Origin of the sequence: Methylobacillus gramineus (genome assembly GCF_020532675.1) — a bacterium.
In the GTDB taxonomy this organism is placed as follows: Bacteria; Pseudomonadota; Gammaproteobacteria; order Burkholderiales; family Methylophilaceae; genus Methylobacillus; species Methylobacillus gramineus.
This window is the reverse complement of sequence record NZ_JAJAVE010000001.1, coordinates 905032-922423: the sequence shown is the minus strand read 5'-3', so window position 1 is coordinate 922423 and position 17392 is coordinate 905032. Positions and strand designations below refer to the sequence as shown.

Below are 17392 nucleotides of genomic sequence, written 5' to 3'. Positions count from 1 at the left end.
TTTAGTCAGTCTAAAACTATATTTTTATATCCATATTCATTTATAGAATATAGGGGATTTCTATTATTGGGCCTGCTTGCATCATTAGATGCAGGTTTAATGTCTCTTTCCTGCACTGTTTGATTTGTAGATGTTTTTGTGGCAACAGAGCAAAAGGTTTGTCTGTCTGTATTTAAGCAGTTGTTGTTTTTTGAACAGTTGGAGTTTTCTGAAACTCTTTGAGTTATACATATTTAACTGGCTGATAAATATATAAAAAAAATATAACCACACGTTCTTCTGCCCCTGGCACGGGATTTGCCATATTTATCTTTATCTAAGCCTGACTATTTCAGGATATTAAGGCGGGATTACTCCCCATGATAACGATATAGAGGTTGAATATGACAGTTACAGCTATTGAAACAGAAAATGATTTAGAGGCTTTTGCTGCTCAAGTGCTACTGGATGCAAAGATTGCATTTGATGCATTCCGTAAGGCAGGTACCGTCACCGCGAACGGCACAGTGGGGTTCGTAGAGCGTGTGCCTGGTGAAGATAAGTTAGTGATCGTCAATGATCTCGGCCCTTTTAATTGGGAGGGTAGAGAGGTTGAGGCCGTAGTGGTGGATTTTGATGGCAATCTGATATTAGGAAATGCTAGCGGTGTCGCAGGCTCGGGTCGTTATACAAAGCTGTTCAAAGAGCATCCAGATGTGACAACGATTTCTCACGTACATTCTCCATACCTGGGTGCCTGGGCACAAACACATCGAACTCTGCCTATACGCTATGTACCAGTGCAGCGCTTCAAACTTATTCGCGAGATACCTATATATATAGATCGTCGTCAGCAGGAAGTAGATTTCATTCTTGATCAGATCAAGCTCAACCCACACAACACCGCTATTTTGGAGGCTAATGGAGGCTCTACTGTATGGGGTAAGCAAGGTTTGCGTAAGACTGCTGAGTTTATACAGATACTGGAAGAGGGCGCTCTCATCCAAACTTTGGCTGATGCATTAGGAGGTTCTCGTGATTTTGGTCCTGGTGTGCTGACTCAGCAGTGGAAAATGGCAAAAATTTATGATCAGGCAAAAGCATTGAATCTGTTGCCTGCTACTGATTTGATCTAATTGAGGCTGTGTCATGACAGATAGCTATCAGCCTCTGAGCCAGATATGGTTCACACGTTGTCCAGTGCCAACTGCAACCGGTCTTGCTTACCAATTGGGGTGGCTTACGGAGGAGTTTGCCAAAGATAACATCAAGGTTTCCACTCTACAGGAAGGTCCGCGAGAATATAACCGCCATCATTACGATCATCAGCTACCGACATTGATCCGAGAAGGTGGAAGTCTGCTCGCAATTGCGGCTCGTGCTCAGTTTTCTCCTACTCGGCTTATCGGACTGACATGGATAGATGAGTGGCAAGCCATACTGGTTAGGCCTGGCTCGGGAATTAACAAGCCTGAGGATCTCAAGGGTAAACGTTTGGCGCTACCCGCTTTTGTAGATCATCCTATCAGGGATCATGTGCGTGGCAGCAGTATAGCTCGTGGTATGAGTTTGCATGGTTACAAGGGGGCGCTTGGTTTGGCGGGGCTGACTTTGGATGATGCAGATTTGGTAGAGGTCGCTGCAGGTCGTGGTCGTGGAGATGCTAGACGCAGCCGAGAGGTCTTAGGTGGGTTGTGGGCAGGGTTGGATGATCTTATTACAGGTAATGTGGATGCTGTTTACGTTAAGGGTGCCTCTGCCGTCGAGGCCGCCAAACGAGTGGGAGCTGTCGTAGGTATCGATCTGGATAGTTATGCTGAGCTGGGATCGCGCGTTAATAACGGTACTCCCCGGCCTATTACCGTACATGAAGACTTGTTGGAAAACCATTTTGATTTAGTAGTGCGCTTTATGTATCAAACCCTACGTGCTGCGGACTGGGCCAAGAATAATCTCAATAGCTTACGCACAATTCTGCAGGATGAAACCTTTGCTGGTGCGGATGGGGTTAGCACGGCTTATCGTAATGATTTTCATCTTCACCTTGAGCCCTCGCTATCCCCTGAACGCATAGCGTTGTTTCGCAAGCAGAAGAATTTTATGTGGATACACGGATTACTGGATCGAGATTTTGATCTAGACGCTTGGGTAGATCAACGGCCATTGCTGGAGGCGCAGAAGTGGTTGAATGAAAAACGCCAGGTTGCATAACCCATTGCGTATTGGCTACAGGTTTAAGCAGTCGCATTACAAGAAGAACTGTCTCACATTCAGCGTGTTTTACCCGTCAACGGGCGAATACGCTGTTTTTATTTTCAGCGATTAAATAGTGTTCAGATACCCCATGTCGGATTCTGAATGATCTGTTGACCAGTTTTTGGAGTAATGAATGCTAAAGAAGATATTGCCGATTTTGGCTATCGCACTTCCTATATTATCTGCCGGAAAAACGTTTGCCGAGGATTTGCCTAAAGTAGTACGTATTGCTGCTGTGGTTTACAACATTGCAGGTAAAACTACTTATTTGAATGGACAGGTTGTACTGACTGAAGGCGGGCTGGAGCAAACTCTGAAAGATAAAGGCGTGCGCATCGAGTGGGTGCCTGCTTCACATTCTGCAGTTGGCCCTATCATTAATGAAGGTTTTGCCAGTGGCAAAGTGGATTTTGCCTCTTATGGAGATCTTCCTCCCATTATCCTCAATGCGTCCAAGCCTGCGGTGCAACTTGTTGCTCCCTGGGGAAGAAGTGGAAATTCCTATCTGGTTGTGCCCATTAAATCTACTGCAGCTAGTTTGGAAGATCTTAAAGGAAAACGTATTGCTCTGCATCGTGGTCGTCCCTGGGAGATTGCATTTGCCAATCTAGTGGAATCCAAAGGACTGAGCTTTAAGGATTTCAAGATAGTCAATGTCAACCCTCAAGTCGGTGCTTCTGCATTAGCGAGTGGCTCTGTAGACGCATTTTTTGGCCTGAATGACGCTCATCTTCTGGAAGACCGCAAGGTAGGACGCATTATATGGTCCACAAAAAACTCTCCACCAGATTGGAAATTGATGGGTGGATTGTGGGCGAGTAATGATTTCGTTAAGAGATATCCAGAGCTTACTCAAGTGATAGTGACAGCGTATGTGAAGAGTAATTATTGGACATCGCAAGACAAGAATAAGGACAAATATATCAAGCAGTATGGCACCAATGCATTACCGGAAAGTGTTGTGCGTCGTGATTACGACAACGATATTGTTTCTTGGAAAGACCGTTGGTCGCCAATGTATGACCAAGCTCTATATGAACATTATCGTAGAGCTATCAGTTATGCCAGAGAGGCTAGTTTGATTAGGAGCGAGGTCAATATTGATCAACTTTTAAATCCACATTTTGTTGAGCAAGCACTTAAGCAACTTGATCTTGAGCATTATTGGCAGGGTAGTGCGTTGAAGGCTGAACGTAAAGGGGTATGAGATGAGAGTTAAAAAAATTCTAGGGATGACAGCAGGATTATTGATTGCTTTTAGTACGGCACTTCAAGCTCAAGAAGAGTTGAAAGTAGTTCGTATTGCCTCAGTAGCGACGAATGTGGCTGGGAAGACCGTATATACCGGTAGCGCAGCACTCGTGGTTAATGGGCCTTTCTCTGAGGAGTTAAGAAAGCAAGGTATAAAAGTTGAATGGGTACCTGCTGCTATTTCTGCGGTGGGCCCAGTCATTAACGAAGGGTTTGCCAGTGGCAAGATAGATTTTGGCATTTATGGTGACCTTCCTCCTATCATTCTTAACTCGAATAAACCTGTTGTACAGCTTGTAGCTCCTTGGGGAACTACTGCCAACTCTTACCTCGTGGTACCTAAAGGGTCTACTGCCAAAACGATTAAAGATTTGAAAGGAAAGCGAATTGCGTTGCATCGTGGTCGACCATGGGAGATTGCTTTCGCAAACTTACTTGAAGCCAATGGTTTAACGTTTAAGGATTTTAAAATCGTCAATGTTAACCCCCAGGTAGGGGCTGCGGCTTTAGCCAGTGGTACCGTAGATGGATTTTTCAGTCTGTTTGATTCTTATATCCTGGAGGATAGAGGGGTGGGGAAAATTATTTGGTCCACCAAAAATGCCCCCATAGACTGGAAGCTGATGGGGGGCGTCTGGGCTCGAAATGATTTTGTACAGAAAAACTCTGAAGTGACCCAAGCTATTGTCACTGCCTATTTGAGAAGAGTTCATTGGGTAGCTCAAGAGCAAAATAAAGAAACTTATATCCGTGACTATTCCAACAAGATATATCCCGAGAGCGTTAATCGTCGCGAGTATGAGCAGGATAATGTGAGCTGGAAGCAGCGATGGTCACCTTTATATGATGCTGCGCTCAAAGAGCATTATCGTCGTGTTATTGATTATGCGAAGGTTTCTGGCTTAACACGTGGTACTGCTGATATCAATCAGTTACTTAACCCTGTATTCGTAAGCCATAGCCTTAAAGAGCTTAAGCTGGAAAGCTTCTGGACACCTAATTAATATTTTTCCATGGCTGTCTTAAATACAACAACTTTAGCCAGAGGGCTGTTGTATTTGAGGCAGCCATTTCTGTTTGTTAAGCAACATTTGTCCTTGTAGTGATGATTTTTAAACAGTTGCGCGCTAAGGGTGGCTGGCTGTATTTAATTAACGTAATGAATTTAAATGGTAATTTAATTTTACGCCAACTTTGGCATGATGGTTGCATATATAACCAAGTAATCGGTTGTTTCTGGTTCCATATATTTTTATATATAAATATATAGCCAAAAGTTATTTTCTGACTTGGTTTGCTAACAGTAGACTTGGAAGGAACTGGAGAAAGAAAAATATGAGTTCATTGAATGCAGTACTTAGTTTCAAGCGAGACAAAGTACTGGCGGTTCAGCCTAGTTCACAAGATATTTCAGCAATTGGCAAGGCATTAAGTCCTGTCACGCTGGAAATTAAAAATGTAGAGAAGTCTTATCAGTTAACTGGTGAGCGCTTGCAGGTACTTACCGGAATCAATCTGGATGTCAGGGCAGGCGAGTTCATCTCGATTGTGGGCGCTAGTGGTTGTGGCAAATCTACATTGTTGCGATTGGTAGCTGGCTTGGATGCTGGGTATGGTGGCGATATTGTCTATCAGGGATCCCGTATTACTGGGACAGATCTCAATCGCGGCATCGTGTTTCAGGAGCACAGGTTGTTCCCCTGGCTAACGGTTGAAGCCAATATTTTACTCGCATTTTCTGCCACGGAGATTCCTAAGGCAGAGCAAAAGAAGCGGGTGCAGGCACAGATTGATTTGGTGGGCTTAAGCGGATTTGAAAAAGCCTATCCGCATCAGATATCTGGCGGTATGTCCCAGCGTGTGGCTATAGCCCGAGCCCTGGTTTTGCGCCCCCAGTTATTATTATTGGACGAGCCATTTGCTGCACTGGATGCATTAACTAGGCTCAAACTGCAGCAAGAACTGCAACGTCTCTGGGAGCATGAGGGATTAACAACAATTCTCGTGACTCATGATGTCGAAGAGGCTGTATTTTTAGGGGATCGGGTAGTGGTGATGGAATCACATCCTGGTCGTATCAAGCGCATACTTCCTGTTGATCTACCGCGACCTCGTGTGCGTTCAACTTTAGAGTTCCAGCGTATTAAAGATGACGTGCTAACAGATTTTTCCTAGCACCCATCAATGGATTAAAGTTAAAAGGAGAATACACGTGTCTACTTCTGCCTTGAAGCCTTCCGGTCTGCTTAACTCAACTGATTTTCTTCCTGATAGGGACTCGGTTGCGAAGAGGATTTCGGAAGCAACCAAGCGCATTGACCACTCATTTGTTTTCAGGCAAAAACAGCTAGAAAATGAAGCAGCCAGTGGTGGTTCTGGCAGGAATTATCTTGCTCTCGGCGTGATAGTGATTGCGGCCCATGTCCTCGGTGCCTATGTCTATATCAACACAAGCCATGAACCTATTGTGCAGCCTAAACGAGTGGAAATTGAGATTATCAAGCCGGTGATTGAGCCGCCGCCTGAGGTTAAGCCGCCACCACCTCCGCCACCACCGCCTCCCAAGAAAGTGCAGCCGCCGCAGCCTAAACCTCAGCCTGCGTTGAAGACGCCTGAAGCGGAGCCGGACATTAAGCCGGACGATATTGTAGTTCAAGAGAATACAACAGCTCAGAAGACTACAGCCCCAGTGGAAGCAGCACCGCCAGCGCCACCTGCACCACCTGCACCTCCTAAAGAGGAGCCAATTACTGAGGCAACAGGTTATGCGGGTTACCTGAATAATCCGGCACCGAAGTATCCGTCATTCGCGCAACGTCAGGGATGGCAGGGTACAGTGACTTTGCGTGTCAGGGTATTGGCAAATGGACGCGTTGAAAATGTGGAAGTGAAAAAATCAAGCGGCCGTAAAACGTTGGACGATGCTGCCATTGAAGCCGTCAAAGGGTGGGAGTTTGCACCATCAAAACGTGGGAATACACCTATTGATGGATGGGCAACTGTACCTATCGAGTTCAAGTTGGCTTCATAAAGCCTTTAGATTAAAAAATAGTCACTAGTTATTTAAGGAATAAATTATGTTTGATATTGAAAATTCGAAGTCTTTGATCGTTGATGGCGTTTTGTATTCACTGATTGCTTTTTCTGTGGTGACATGGACTTTGTTATTGGTAAAAGGCTTTCAACATTGGCGTGCTAGCAGTCAAACTAAGCGTTATAAAAAAGAGTTTTGGAGCGCTCCTAATATCCTGGCTGCTGCTGAGATTCAGGATGTAGATGGCCCAGCTGCTCGTGTAGCTAATGCTGGCTTTCATACCTTGCGCGATGTGGACACACATGTTTCTAATGATCTGGAACATACGGGCGATCGCCAAGATCTGCTGGAGCGTTCATTACGTCAACAAATCCTGAAAGAGCGTCGTAGTTTGGATAGTGGTTTGGCTATTTTGGCAAGTATCGGTAGTACATCTCCTTTTGTGGGATTGTTTGGTACCGTCTGGGGCATTATGAATGCGCTGACTAATATTGGTGCACTTGGATCCGCAAGCTTGGAAGTAGTTGCTGGCCCTATCGGCGAGGCATTGGTGGCTACAGGTCTCGGTATCGCGGTAGCTGTACCTGCAGTATTGGCCTATAACTTCTTTACTCGTCGTCTGAAACTGATCAGTGGTGATCTTGATGATTTTGCTGCCGATCTTATTCGTTTATCAAGGAAGGTTAATTTTAGCGGCAAGGCTATTGACCTATCTGCTTCTAAACAAAGCACAGACACCAATTCATCTGTTGTGAACCTTAAAAATGAGGCGTTTGCATAATGGCATTTTCATCTAGCACTGAAGGCGATGAAGTACTAAGCGAAATCAATATCACTCCATTAGTGGATGTGATGTTGGTATTGTTGGTAGCTTTTATCGTGACAATTCCAGTACTCAATAATGCAATTACCGTGAACTTGCCAAAAACTGCAGCAACCCAGCCGCCTGAGCCCAAGAAGCCAGTCACGGTAAGTGTGGATGCGGAGGGTAAGGTCTATGTGGATAAGCAGGAGTTTGCACTTGGGCAGCTGGAATCTGAATTGAAGAGCCGACATACGGCCAATCCTGAACTGGCATTACATTTGAGCTCAGATGAAGCTGTCAATTATGGCGTAGTGGCCAAGGTCATGGCCTCTATAGAGCGCGCAGGTATTACCAAGTTGGCAGTACTGACCCAAGCTGAATAGGTCAAATAAGCGCTCTGGTAATTCAGAGCGCTTATCTGGAGAAAGAGTGATTACATGAGTATAGGAGTCAGGGTCGCACTTGGCATCAACCAGGCCGATCCCACCTTTCGCCGCCGTAGTCGTTTAAGACTGGCGGCATTTATTTCCCCCATTGCTTTCTTGCTACTCTGGACCTGGGTAACGAAGATAGAGTTGTTCTCCCCTCAACTTCTGGTATCGCCCTTCGTTGTTTTGCAAGCTTTTCATGAGTTGCTGGACTCAGGTGAGCTTTGGGAGCATTTGTCCATTAGTTTGTCACGTTTGGGAATAGGTTTCCTGATTGGCGCCAGCTCCGGTTTACTCTTTGGCATTCTCATGGCCTTGTCTAAGCGAGTAGAGGGATTTTTCTCCCCGGTTTTCCAGGCCGTGCGACAAGTACCCAGCATTGCCCTGATTCCTATCTTCATCCTGTTATTTGGCATTGATGAGATATTCAAGATTGCGATTGTGACCAAGGCTGCATTCTTTACCGTTGCTTTGGCTTCGTATGAAGCCACCAAGGGCGTATCCCGCAATTATTTTGAAGTGGCGCAAGCTTACAAGTTACCCACGTATACGCTTTATACCAAAATTGTGATTCCTGCCATCTTGCCTCCGGTATTGACTGGGTTTCGCATTGCATTCTCCCGCTCCTGGACTATCTTGGTCGCGGCTGAGCTGCTGGCTGCAGACAGTGGCCTTGGCCACATGATGCAAATGGGACGGGAGGTATTCCGTATTGATATTGTCATGGTCGGAGTGGTGTTAACCGGCTTGATCGGTTTTGGTATCGACCGCATCTTCAAATGGGGTGAAGCCAACCTTATTCCATGGCGTACAGCGTGAGCATCATGACAACACAAACTTTATCCAGATTCAGTTTTCTTAATTCTGCCCGCGGGTGGCTGATCCCGCTCGCTTTATTGCTCGTGTGGGAAATTATGTCCCGTCAGAGCGCTGAAAATGCCTACGCATTTGCCTCCATTGAGCAGATTTACCACGGCCTGATAGAGGTCATATCAACCGGAGAGTTGCAGCAAGGGATTGCAGCCAGCCTGCAACGTGCTTTCTTTGGCCTACTGATTGGTGGCTTCTTCGGCTTTACTGTTGGCGCTGTCATGGCTCAATGGCGTGTTGCCGATGTCTTGATTGGTCCGCTGTATCATATGCTGCGTCAAGTACCTCTCATGGGGCTGGTGCCTTTGTTCAGCTTGTGGTTGGGGAATGGCGATCCTTCCAAGCTGGTCGTGGTGTGCCTTTCCGCATTTTATCCTCTGGTATTGGCAACTTATGAGAGCCTCCACCAGGTGGAGGGCAAGTACAGGGAAGTGGGCGATGTGCTCAAATTGAGTCGCACCAGGACATTTATCAAGATACTGCTGCCAGCAGCCTTACCTAATATTTTTACTGGCGTATCGTTTGCACTGGCGTTTGCCTGGCTGGCAACGATAGGTAGCGAGATATTATTCAGTGCCGGGGCTGGCTTGGGCAATATCATGATGAATGCACAGGCGGCCTCTCGCATGGATATATTGATTATCCTGACAGCGTTGATTGGTCTGCTGGGTTTTCTCATGAATTACCTGATCAACCAGGTAGGCAAATATCTGTTCCGCTGGCGTAATCTGCGCTAGCCTTTCAATCCATGTGTCCCAAATACGGCAGCATTCAAGCTGCCGTATTAATGGTTAGCGGCTCTTCCCTTGAGATAAGCCATCATCATTTGTCCGAAAGTCATGGTTTGTGAATATCCGCTCCTATCCCTTGTTGCGCTGCCTGTTGCTGTATCGGCGCACCCCCATCCGTTTCTGGATTTCAGCCGCCCTGTTTGCGTTGGCCAATTTCATGCTGGCCTGGCAGCAAGGCATGATAGCCAAGGCCGTTCATGAAGTAGAGCTTGGTCTTGCCGTGGTGGTGGATGCAACAGGGCATGTGGATGTCAGTGTTGCCGTACATTGGTTGCTGGTGATTGTTGGGATTGCCGCAGGGCGTGCTTTACTGATGTATTTTGTTGGCTGGCTTTCATTGGTGATCCAGCAGGATCTGCTCGGACACTTGCGCGAAATGATATTGGTGCAGGTGCAGCGCCTGGATCTGGCGTATCACTGGCTGCATGGAGCAGGGGAGATTGTCACCCGAACCACCCGCGATTCAGACAAGGTACGTGATGCCCTGATCAGCTTCTGGCGCCAGGTAGTGGATACCTCTTTTATTGTCATTGCCGCAGTGGGCTTTCTTTTTTGGTATCACCCTTTGCTGGGCATAGGCCCACTCGTGTTGACGCTTATTGGTTTTTTTATCCTGATTCGCCAGACAGATCACTTGGTAAAGCTTGATCGTGCGGTGGGCAATGCGTTTGACACCGTCAACCAGGATCTGACCGAAGGCGTGAGTGGTGTACGCGTGATCAAGGCATTTGGCCTGGAAGCCTCACGTGTGAACCGTTTTGAAGGGCATGTCCGGTTTTTTGTCAGCCAGGCACTGGAAGCACTGGCCTACTCCAGTTCACGTATTCCCTTACCACAGTTTGTAGTAGGCATTGGGCAGGTTTGGGTGCTGGGGACGGGCGCTTACCTGGTCTCCCAGAATCAACTGAATTTTGGTGAACTGGTCGCCGCCTTGCTGATGTCCACTACCCTGGTGTTCCGGGTAGAAGGCGTGGGCCGCGTGATGCAGGTATTTGCTGATGCGCGATCGTCAGCTGCCCGCATCTGGGAGCTGCTGGATGCCTTGCCTGAAATTGAAAGTGGCCATGCGCCGATCAAGACCAATGCCATAGGCGTGCGTTTGACTGGCATCACCGTGCTGCCACCAGGCGGTGGTAACCCGGTGTTGAATGATTGCAATCTCACATTGAACCCTGGGGAAGTGATTGCCCTGGTGGGTGCAACTGGTTCAGGCAAAAGCACGCTGGCTAATTTACTACCGCGTCTGGTTGATCCGGCAGCCGGGCGGGTGGAAGTCGGCCAGGATGATCAATGGCAGGATTTGCGGGATGTTGTCCTGGATGATGTCAGGCGCAAGATTCATATGGTGCCACAAGAGGGATTCTTGTTTTCCGATACATTGGCTGCTAACTTGCGTCTCGCCGCAGCCGATGCCACGGATGATGAACTGCGCTGGGCAATACATATGGCAGCAGCAGATGAGGTGCTGGCAGGCCTCAGTGAAGGATTGCATACCAAGATCGGTGACAGGGGCATTACCTTGTCCGGCGGGCAGCGTCAGCGTATCTGTCTGGCCAGGGCATTGATCAGCAGGCCAGCCATCCTGGTGCTGGATGATGCCAGCAGTGCACTAGATGCGGTGACCGAGCGCACTGTGTTGCAGAACATACGCCGTCTATCTGATCAACAAGGCCAGGCTATCTCTGTATTCATGATTGCCAGCAAGTTGTCCACCATCCTCCTTGCGGATCGCGTGATGTTACTTTCAGGCGGACAGATCGTGGCTGAAGGCACACATGCCAGCCTCACAGCCAATAATGCGGAATATCGTGAACTGATGGGGATAGATGATGGCCGTTGATAATGCATCCACCCTCAAGGTGATGTCGGATATTGAGCTGGAAGAGATGTTCGCGCAGCAGAAGCTGCAGCGTGGCATGTTCTGGCGCTTGTTACCCTTGCTGCGCCCCGTGCGTCATTTCGTGCTGGGCTCCATCCTGGCTGAAATCCTGCTCGTATCTTTTGTCTTCTTGCGCCCTTATTTTATTGAGCAGGTGATAGATCATGGCATTATCAAGAGTGTCACCGGCGCCTACAGCCTTGATATCCACCTGATTGCCTGGGCTCTGGTCGGTATGACGGTCTCCTGGGCCGGCCGTTTTGGTTTGGCCGGGGTATCTCAATATTTGTCCGGCTCTGCTGCCATTCGCGTGTTGAACAGTTTGCGTGTCAGCGTGTTCAATCATGTGCAACACCTGAGTGTGGGCTATTTTGACCGCACCAAGTCAGGCCGTATCGTGTCACGCATAGATCGTGACGTAGACAGCCTGGAACCGCTGATGATACAAGGCCCGCCCGAGCTGCTGTCTGCCTTGTTGCGTAGCTTCGTTGCCGGTGTGTTGCTGTGGTTGATCTCCCCTGTGCTGTTTCTGAGCCTGGCTTCGATTATCCCGTTGCTACTAGGGGCTACCTGGTTATTCAAGAAGCTGGCACAAAGCAATTACGCGAAAGTAGCAGAAAACCGCGCACGCTTTACCGCCCACTTGGTGGAAACTGTGGCTGGCGTACGCATGATCAAGCAGACCGTGCAGGAAGAAAGCAATCGTGCGCGATATCGATTGCTGATCCAGGACTTCATCCAGTCGTTGATCCGCAATACCCTGATGTCAGGTTGGTTCACCCACTTCACCAGCATTCTGACAACACTGGGCATGATGTTGCTACTCGTATTTGGTGGACGCGAAGTCGCATTGGGCCATATCAGCTTTGGTCAGCTGGCAGCCAGCATGTTTTATGTATTCATGTTCCTGGGCCCGCTGCAAGAGCTGGGTGATCTATTTGAGCGTTATATCAATGGCGTTGCCTCAGCCCAGCGCATCTTCCTGTTGCTGGATACCAAACCGGAAATCCGTGACAAGGAGCAGGTGCTGCCATTTGAACAAGTGAATGGCGATGTTGAGTTCAGGGACGTTGTCTTTTCCTATAACCCATTGGCAGCTACCCCGGTGATCCGTCATCTTGACCTCAAGATTCCTGCAGGTGAGGTACTGGCGATTGTGGGGCCGACAGGTCATGGCAAGAGTACTCTGGTGCAATTGCTGACCCGGTTTTATGAAGTGCAGGGCGGCGCTGTGTTGATTGATGGCAAGGATGTGAAAGACGTTGCCCAGCGAGATCTACGTCGGCATGTAGGCGTGGTGTTACAGGACAACGTACTCTTCAGCGGCACTATTTTCGATAACTTGCAATTGGCTAATCCGCAGGCCAATGAGCAGGATTTCATCCATGCTGCGCAAGCATTGGGCGTGCATGACATCATCAGCCGGCTGCCTCATGGCTACCATACCGAGGTTGGCGCGCTAGGCACTCATCTTAGCCACGGGCAGCGCCAATTGGTGTGTTTGGTGCGGGCCTATCTGGCGGACCCCGCCATCCTGATTCTGGATGAGGCCACATCCGCCGTCGATATCCAGACCGAGCGCAAAATCCAGCATGCCTTAAGGCTTCTGTGTGAGGGCCGCACAGCCATCATCATTGCGCATCGCTTGGCGACTATTCGAGATGCTGATCGGATTGCAGTGATTCGCCAGGGCCAGGTGGTGGAGCAGGGTGCACATGCTGAGCTGATGCAGCAGAGTGGCCATTACGCAGCGCTTTATCATGCGTATGAGCAAGGCCAGGAGTTTTAGGCTTTCTTACTGTGGTTATAGCTGAATAATCTTGATCTTGGCTTTTCCAAGCTCTTTCAGCAGCAGCTTGTAGCTATCCAGGTCAAAGTAAAAGTCGCTCTTGCTTAATAGCAGTTCTGCACATGCTGCTTCATCTTCTGCAGAGCCAAGATAATTCCAGTGCTCAAAGACATGGATCGATGATTTGCCATTGTCGGCATTCGATTCCTTGATGCCGATCTTGCCTGGATAAGGCCAGTATTTTAATTGCTGTGCAATGAGCGCCTGTTTCAGGCGCAGGTAATGAATGTCTGGAGACTCTTTGCCGCAACACACACCCTTGCAACGCTTGAGTTGAAAGGCAAAGCAGGGACCCTGGCCCGGCTCCAGACCCACCCATTGCGGACACAACTGGTGCGCTTCCACAATCTGTCGCAAGGCCGCAACGGCCTGGCGCTTGCTCCGATAAGTGCCGTATGACTGCCCTAATGATGCCGGGGTGATGTCATCGTGATTCACCAGTGTCAGCAATGGTGTCTGCGTGGATGAGTCAGATAGCTGCCATGAGCATAACTGCCGCTCGCGCCTGAGCTGGCGGTTATAGATAGGCTGGCGCTCCTTGATCAGCCGCGATTCAAGCAGCAGTGCGCCAAATTCCCCCGCAGTTTCTATCCATTCAATATGCTTGATCTCCTGTGAGATACGCATGCTTTTTGTACGGGCATGGTCACCACTGAAATGGGAAAGCACGCGGGAACGGATATTGACGCTTTTACCTACGTACAAGGGCAGGGTGTTATCGCCATAAAACAGATAAACCCCAGGGGTCTCCGGCATATCCTCCAGTAACTGAGGGTCTATGCCCGCAGGCAGGGTTTGCCCTTTCAGCAATTGATTGGCAGTCTGCTCCAACTTATAAGCACCATGTTCCAGTTGCGCAATTTCAAGAAACGCTGCCATCACCTCAACATCCCCCATGGCACGGTGCCGTGATGAGCATGCAATGCCGTGCCGCTGAATAATCGCATCCAGGCCATGGCTCTTGTGCTCAGGATATAAAAGCCGCGATAGCTTGACCGTGCACAGCACATTCTGCCGCAATGTAATGCCCAGACGCTTGAACTCACTCTTGAGAAAGCCATGGTCAAAACGCACGTTGTGCGCGCATAACACAGCGCCTTGCAGGTAAGTCATCAAGTCAGCTGCCACATCCTGGAACAAGGGCGCATCCTTCACCATGTCATTATTGATACCGGTAATGCCCTGAATGAAAGATGAGATATGCATTTCCGGGTTCACCAGCGTTTGCCAGCGGCTTACCTCCACGCCACCTTCGTAGCGAATCAGACCGATTTCCGTGATTCTGTCTCTGAGAGGGGTAGCACCGGTGGTTTCAAGGTCAAGCAATACATAGGCTGGAAGCATTTAAGTGAAGGCAATCTTTAATATTGAGTGGATTCTAGAGCGCATCAGCACTCCGTAATAGCCGATGGGCATAAAATTGTGAACAATTTTTTGGATTTGGGGTGCATGACGTATTATTCGGATTTTTATGTGACCCTGCCGGGAAATATTGATTCAAAAAGGAAAAATCACATTCATCAAAATCAGCTTAAATGCAGTCTGGAAAAACTATAAAATAATTGCAGAATATTGTTGACCACACCCCGCCCAGCCAGTATAGTAGCGCCTTCATCGATTCCCCGATAGCTCAGTTGGTAGAGCAACGGACTGTTAATCCGTGTGTCCCTGGTTCGAGCCCAGGTCGGGGAGCCAGATAAGAAAAGGCCTGCAGAAATGCAGGCCTTTTTCATTTCTTCCGCATGGTTTTCTGGCCGTGTTGGATTTACAACACTTTTTATCCGTGTATTTAATCCTCGGTCATTTTGACGGTCTGATGATTTGGCGGCTTCATATCCTCAGACTCATCCCTATCAGTACCAGCCTTGACAAGCAGACTTATAAATTTGAATGTCGTAAACCAGCTACCTACTTGATGTCCGGATTTTGCAGTGTGCTTTGGTAAGCCCTGTTGCGTAATCTGAAATTAGAATTTTTTCATATCATTGATATGTATTTCGAATACCAATACAAATATCCAGGGAATGAAATTTCATCAATCAAAAAATATGAAAATAATGAAACTTGCTATTGTGTAAGAAAAAATTACTAGTTACTCTCGTAAAGTTGACAGGTGACATAACAAATAGACTCCAAGGGCAAATGCTTGGCGTGGATGCTCCCGTTTGGTGAGGAAATAAAAAAGCCTGCAAAAAATGCAGGCTTTTTTATTTCCTAATACTTCAAATTGCTAGCTATCGCTTATTTATTCGGCTGTGGCGTCAAACGCAGGTAAGGTTTAACCGCTTTAAAGCCTTTTGGAAACTTTTGCTTGAGCACTTCAGGATCGGTGATCGATGGGACGATGACGACGTCATCTCCGTCTTCCCAATTGGCTGGAGTGGCTACGCTGTGGTATTCGGTCAGTTGCAGTGAGTCGATCACGCGCAGGAGTTCATTGAAGTTACGGCCAGTGCTGGCAGGGTAAGTCAATGTCAGGCGGATTTTTTTGTTGGGGTCTATGATGAAGACCGAGCGTACAGTGGCTGTGGTGCTGGCGTTCGGGTGTATCAGGTCATAGAGCTCGGAAACCTTGCGATCAGCATCAGCGATGATCGGGAAGTTGACTTCCGTGGATTGGGTTTCGTTGATGTCGGTGATCCATCCCTTGTGAGACTCAACAGGGTCTACAGAGAGGGCAATCGGTTTTACGTTACGTTTCTTGAACTCACCAGCGAGCTTGGCAGTGGCGCCTAGTTCAGTGGTGCACACTGGGGTGTAATCAGCGGGGTGGGAGAAGAGGATGGCCCAGCTATCTCCTAGCCATTCATGGAAGGAAATCGTGCCGATGCTGGAGTCCTGGGTGAAGTCAGGCGCGGTATCGCCTAGTCTTAGTGTTGCCATATAAAGCCTCCTTGATGATTATTGTCTGAAGCAGGCTTGTGAGCCTGCGATATCAATAGAAAATGCAGCCACCATTGTGTAGTGGCTGCATTGCCCATTTAACCATATTAAACAGTGTGTTTATATGGTGAAACCCATTGTTTAAGCGGCTTTTTTGGCTTGTGTGCGTAACACTTCAGCCAGTGGGCTAGGGTCTATCCATGATTTGACATCAAAATCAGCCTTGATGAAGCCCCATTCCAGCAGAAAGTTTTTATAACCTTCCAGTGCTTCTATCGATTCAGGGCTGAGATCGGTGCCTTGGTGCAAGTGGATGTCGTTGCCATAAGCCTTGCGTACGTAGTCATCGGTAGAGCCTGATTCCTTGGCAATATAAGCCACGGTGTCAGCTTCATGGGCAGCTGCCCAGTCGCCCGCTTGCACGATGCGGCTCAGGAAGCGCGCAACGAGATCGGGGCGGGTGCGCAGCAATTCGCCATCCACGGTAATTGGGCGTGGAGCACCGTTATTGGCGCGCACTTTAGGGTCTGGATGATTGCGTACGTCATAGACAATCGTGAGGCCATTGGCTTCAGCCGCTTCATAACCGCGGGCGCCTTTGGTGAAAATGGCATCCACCTTGCCACTCTGGAGTGCTTCCAACTCGGTGGCATAGGCCACGCGTACGCCAGCGCCCCAGCCTTGACCTGCGGGTGCTTGGGGCACTTCAAAATCAATCAGCTCAACATCCTTGTGTGTCAGCCCTGCAGTTTCCAGTGTGACGACGATGCCGCGCAATGCGCTGGCACGTTGATGGTCAATACTGATGCGGTTGAGCGGCACGGCAATTTTCTTGCCCTTGAGGTCTTGTGGTGTCTTGATGCCAGATGCTGGCAGGGCCAGGATCAATTGAGCCTCGTCCACCCAGTTCAAGCCGATGACCTTGGTATCCGTGCCATTCGCACGGGCCCAGATGGCAGGTACATTGCCGCCCTGGCGGAAAGAGTGCGGTAGCTTGTGGTCGTAGTGCGATTCACGCAGAACCGGGTCTGTGGTTTCCTGCAGCGTATTGATGTTGATGCCATCTGGCTGAAACTCCTGCGTGAACCAGTCTTGTCTTGCTGCCAGGCCTAGCGGAGTTGGAACTGGGCAACGGGTGTACCAGAGTGTATCAATCTTTGAATCTTGTGACATGGGTCAAATCTCCTTGATGATTAATCTTGCCGCATGCGAGGGGCTGGGCTTCTGGTATCTATTTCGCATATTCCATGCCAGATTGTTTATCAAGGATTTTTAATTTTTAATATTGATTATTCAATTGGTTATGTTTTTTTACTGAGGTGTTGTGTCAGAGCTGTTTAATGGGAGTGTTGCCATAACAACATAAG

General features: G+C 48.4%; 15 protein-coding genes and 1 tRNA gene. 13 read left to right on the top strand and 3 right to left on the bottom strand.

Annotation, left to right across the window (positions count from 1 at the left end):
• The first annotated feature begins 383 nt into the window (after positions 1-383).
• The 12 genes from LG201_RS04250 to LG201_RS04195 all read left to right on the top strand — a co-directional run bounded on the left by LG201_RS04250 (position 384) and on the right by LG201_RS04195 (position 13082).
• Entirely contained in the window at positions 384-1115 is a 732-nt protein-coding gene (locus LG201_RS04250; RefSeq protein WP_226771920.1) for a class II aldolase/adducin family protein, read from the top strand.
• 13 nt (positions 1116-1128) lie between these two features.
• A complete protein-coding gene (locus LG201_RS04245; protein WP_226770924.1) occupies positions 1129-2190 on the top strand; it encodes an ABC transporter substrate-binding protein in 1062 nt (353 codons plus the stop codon).
• Positions 2191-2368: 178 nt separating this feature from the next.
• Positions 2369-3442, top strand: a complete 1074-nt coding sequence (locus tag LG201_RS04240) for an ABC transporter substrate-binding protein (RefSeq protein ID WP_226770923.1) — start codon at positions 2369-2371, stop codon at positions 3440-3442.
• Between the two features lies 1 nt (position 3443).
• Positions 3444-4490, top strand: a complete 1047-nt coding sequence (locus LG201_RS04235) for an ABC transporter substrate-binding protein (RefSeq protein WP_226770922.1) — start codon at positions 3444-3446, stop codon at positions 4488-4490.
• 331 nt (positions 4491-4821) lie between these two features.
• Positions 4822-5661: an ABC transporter ATP-binding protein gene (locus LG201_RS04230; RefSeq protein ID WP_226770921.1), complete on the top strand. Its 840-nt coding sequence runs from the start codon at positions 4822-4824 to the stop codon at positions 5659-5661.
• 37 nt (positions 5662-5698) lie between these two features.
• Entirely contained in the window at positions 5699-6517 is an 819-nt protein-coding gene (locus tag LG201_RS04225) for an energy transducer TonB (RefSeq protein ID WP_226770920.1), read from the top strand.
• Positions 6518-6563: 46 nt separating this feature from the next.
• Complete coding sequence (locus LG201_RS04220) at positions 6564-7301, top strand: MotA/TolQ/ExbB proton channel family protein (RefSeq protein ID WP_226770919.1); 738 nt, start codon at positions 6564-6566, stop codon at positions 7299-7301.
• Positions 7301-7708, top strand: coding sequence for an ExbD/TolR family protein (locus LG201_RS04215; protein WP_226770918.1), 408 nt, complete (start codon positions 7301-7303; stop codon positions 7706-7708). The genes LG201_RS04220 and LG201_RS04215 overlap by 1 nt, the downstream gene beginning before the upstream one ends.
• 54 nt (positions 7709-7762) lie before the next feature.
• Positions 7763-8572: an ABC transporter permease gene (locus LG201_RS04210; RefSeq protein ID WP_226770917.1), complete on the top strand. Its 810-nt coding sequence runs from the start codon at positions 7763-7765 to the stop codon at positions 8570-8572.
• Between the two features lie 5 nt (positions 8573-8577).
• Positions 8578-9360 (top strand): ABC transporter permease, encoded by a 783-nt coding sequence (locus tag LG201_RS04205; RefSeq protein WP_226770916.1) that lies wholly within the window; start codon positions 8578-8580, stop codon positions 9358-9360.
• Positions 9361-9469: 109 nt separating this feature from the next.
• Positions 9470-11254 carry an ABC transporter ATP-binding protein gene (locus LG201_RS04200; RefSeq protein ID WP_226770915.1) on the top strand — a complete coding sequence of 595 codons (1785 nt, stop codon included), beginning with the start codon at positions 9470-9472 and terminating at the stop codon, positions 11252-11254.
• Complete coding sequence (locus LG201_RS04195; RefSeq protein WP_226770914.1) at positions 11241-13082, top strand: ABC transporter ATP-binding protein; 1842 nt, start codon at positions 11241-11243, stop codon at positions 13080-13082. The genes LG201_RS04200 and LG201_RS04195 overlap by 14 nt, the downstream gene beginning before the upstream one ends.
• Before the next feature lie 15 nt (positions 13083-13097).
• On the opposite strand, the gene LG201_RS04190 is transcribed toward LG201_RS04195, so the two are convergent.
• On the bottom strand, positions 13098-14486 hold the full coding sequence (locus LG201_RS04190; RefSeq protein WP_226770913.1) for an exonuclease domain-containing protein: 1389 nt from the start codon (positions 14484-14486) through the stop codon (positions 13098-13100).
• A gap of 275 nt (positions 14487-14761) precedes the next feature.
• Between LG201_RS04190 and LG201_RS04185 the strand changes: the two genes are divergently transcribed.
• A tRNA-Asn gene (locus LG201_RS04185) sits at positions 14762-14837 on the top strand.
• 546 nt (positions 14838-15383) lie between these two features.
• On the opposite strand, the gene LG201_RS04180 is transcribed toward LG201_RS04185, so the two are convergent.
• Positions 15384-16025, bottom strand: coding sequence for a peroxiredoxin (locus LG201_RS04180; protein WP_226770912.1), 642 nt, complete (start codon positions 16023-16025; stop codon positions 15384-15386).
• A gap of 141 nt (positions 16026-16166) precedes the next feature.
• Positions 16167-17198, bottom strand: coding sequence for an ABC transporter substrate-binding protein (locus LG201_RS04175; protein ID WP_226770911.1), 1032 nt, complete (start codon positions 17196-17198; stop codon positions 16167-16169).
• Between the last annotated feature and the right edge of the window lie 194 nt (positions 17199-17392).

What these genes read in the sequence shown, in the direction of transcription:
- LG201_RS04250 (WP_226771920.1), top strand. Translation starts at nt 384, where the DNA reads ATGACAGTTACAGCTATTGAAACAGAAAATGATTTAGAGGCTTTTGCT.
- LG201_RS04245 (WP_226770924.1), top strand. Translation starts at nt 1,129, where the DNA reads ATGACAGATAGCTATCAGCCTCTGAGCCAGATATGGTTCACACGTTGT.
- LG201_RS04240 (WP_226770923.1), top strand. Translation starts at nt 2,369, where the DNA reads ATGCTAAAGAAGATATTGCCGATTTTGGCTATCGCACTTCCTATATTA.
- LG201_RS04235 (WP_226770922.1), top strand. Translation starts at nt 3,444, where the DNA reads ATGAGAGTTAAAAAAATTCTAGGGATGACAGCAGGATTATTGATTGCT.
- LG201_RS04230 (WP_226770921.1), top strand. Translation starts at nt 4,822, where the DNA reads ATGAGTTCATTGAATGCAGTACTTAGTTTCAAGCGAGACAAAGTACTG.
- LG201_RS04220 (WP_226770919.1), top strand. Translation starts at nt 6,564, where the DNA reads ATGTTTGATATTGAAAATTCGAAGTCTTTGATCGTTGATGGCGTTTTG.
- LG201_RS04215 (WP_226770918.1), top strand. Translation starts at nt 7,301, where the DNA reads ATGGCATTTTCATCTAGCACTGAAGGCGATGAAGTACTAAGCGAAATC.
- LG201_RS04210 (WP_226770917.1), top strand. Translation starts at nt 7,763, where the DNA reads ATGAGTATAGGAGTCAGGGTCGCACTTGGCATCAACCAGGCCGATCCC.
- LG201_RS04205 (WP_226770916.1), top strand. Translation starts at nt 8,578, where the DNA reads ATGACAACACAAACTTTATCCAGATTCAGTTTTCTTAATTCTGCCCGC.
- LG201_RS04195 (WP_226770914.1), top strand. Translation starts at nt 11,241, where the DNA reads ATGATGGCCGTTGATAATGCATCCACCCTCAAGGTGATGTCGGATATT.
- LG201_RS04190 (WP_226770913.1), bottom strand. Translation starts at nt 14,486, where the DNA reads ATGCTTCCAGCCTATGTATTGCTTGACCTTGAAACCACCGGTGCTACC.
- LG201_RS04180 (WP_226770912.1), bottom strand. Translation starts at nt 16,025, where the DNA reads ATGGCAACACTAAGACTAGGCGATACCGCGCCTGACTTCACCCAGGAC.
- LG201_RS04175 (WP_226770911.1), bottom strand. Translation starts at nt 17,198, where the DNA reads ATGTCACAAGATTCAAAGATTGATACACTCTGGTACACCCGTTGCCCA.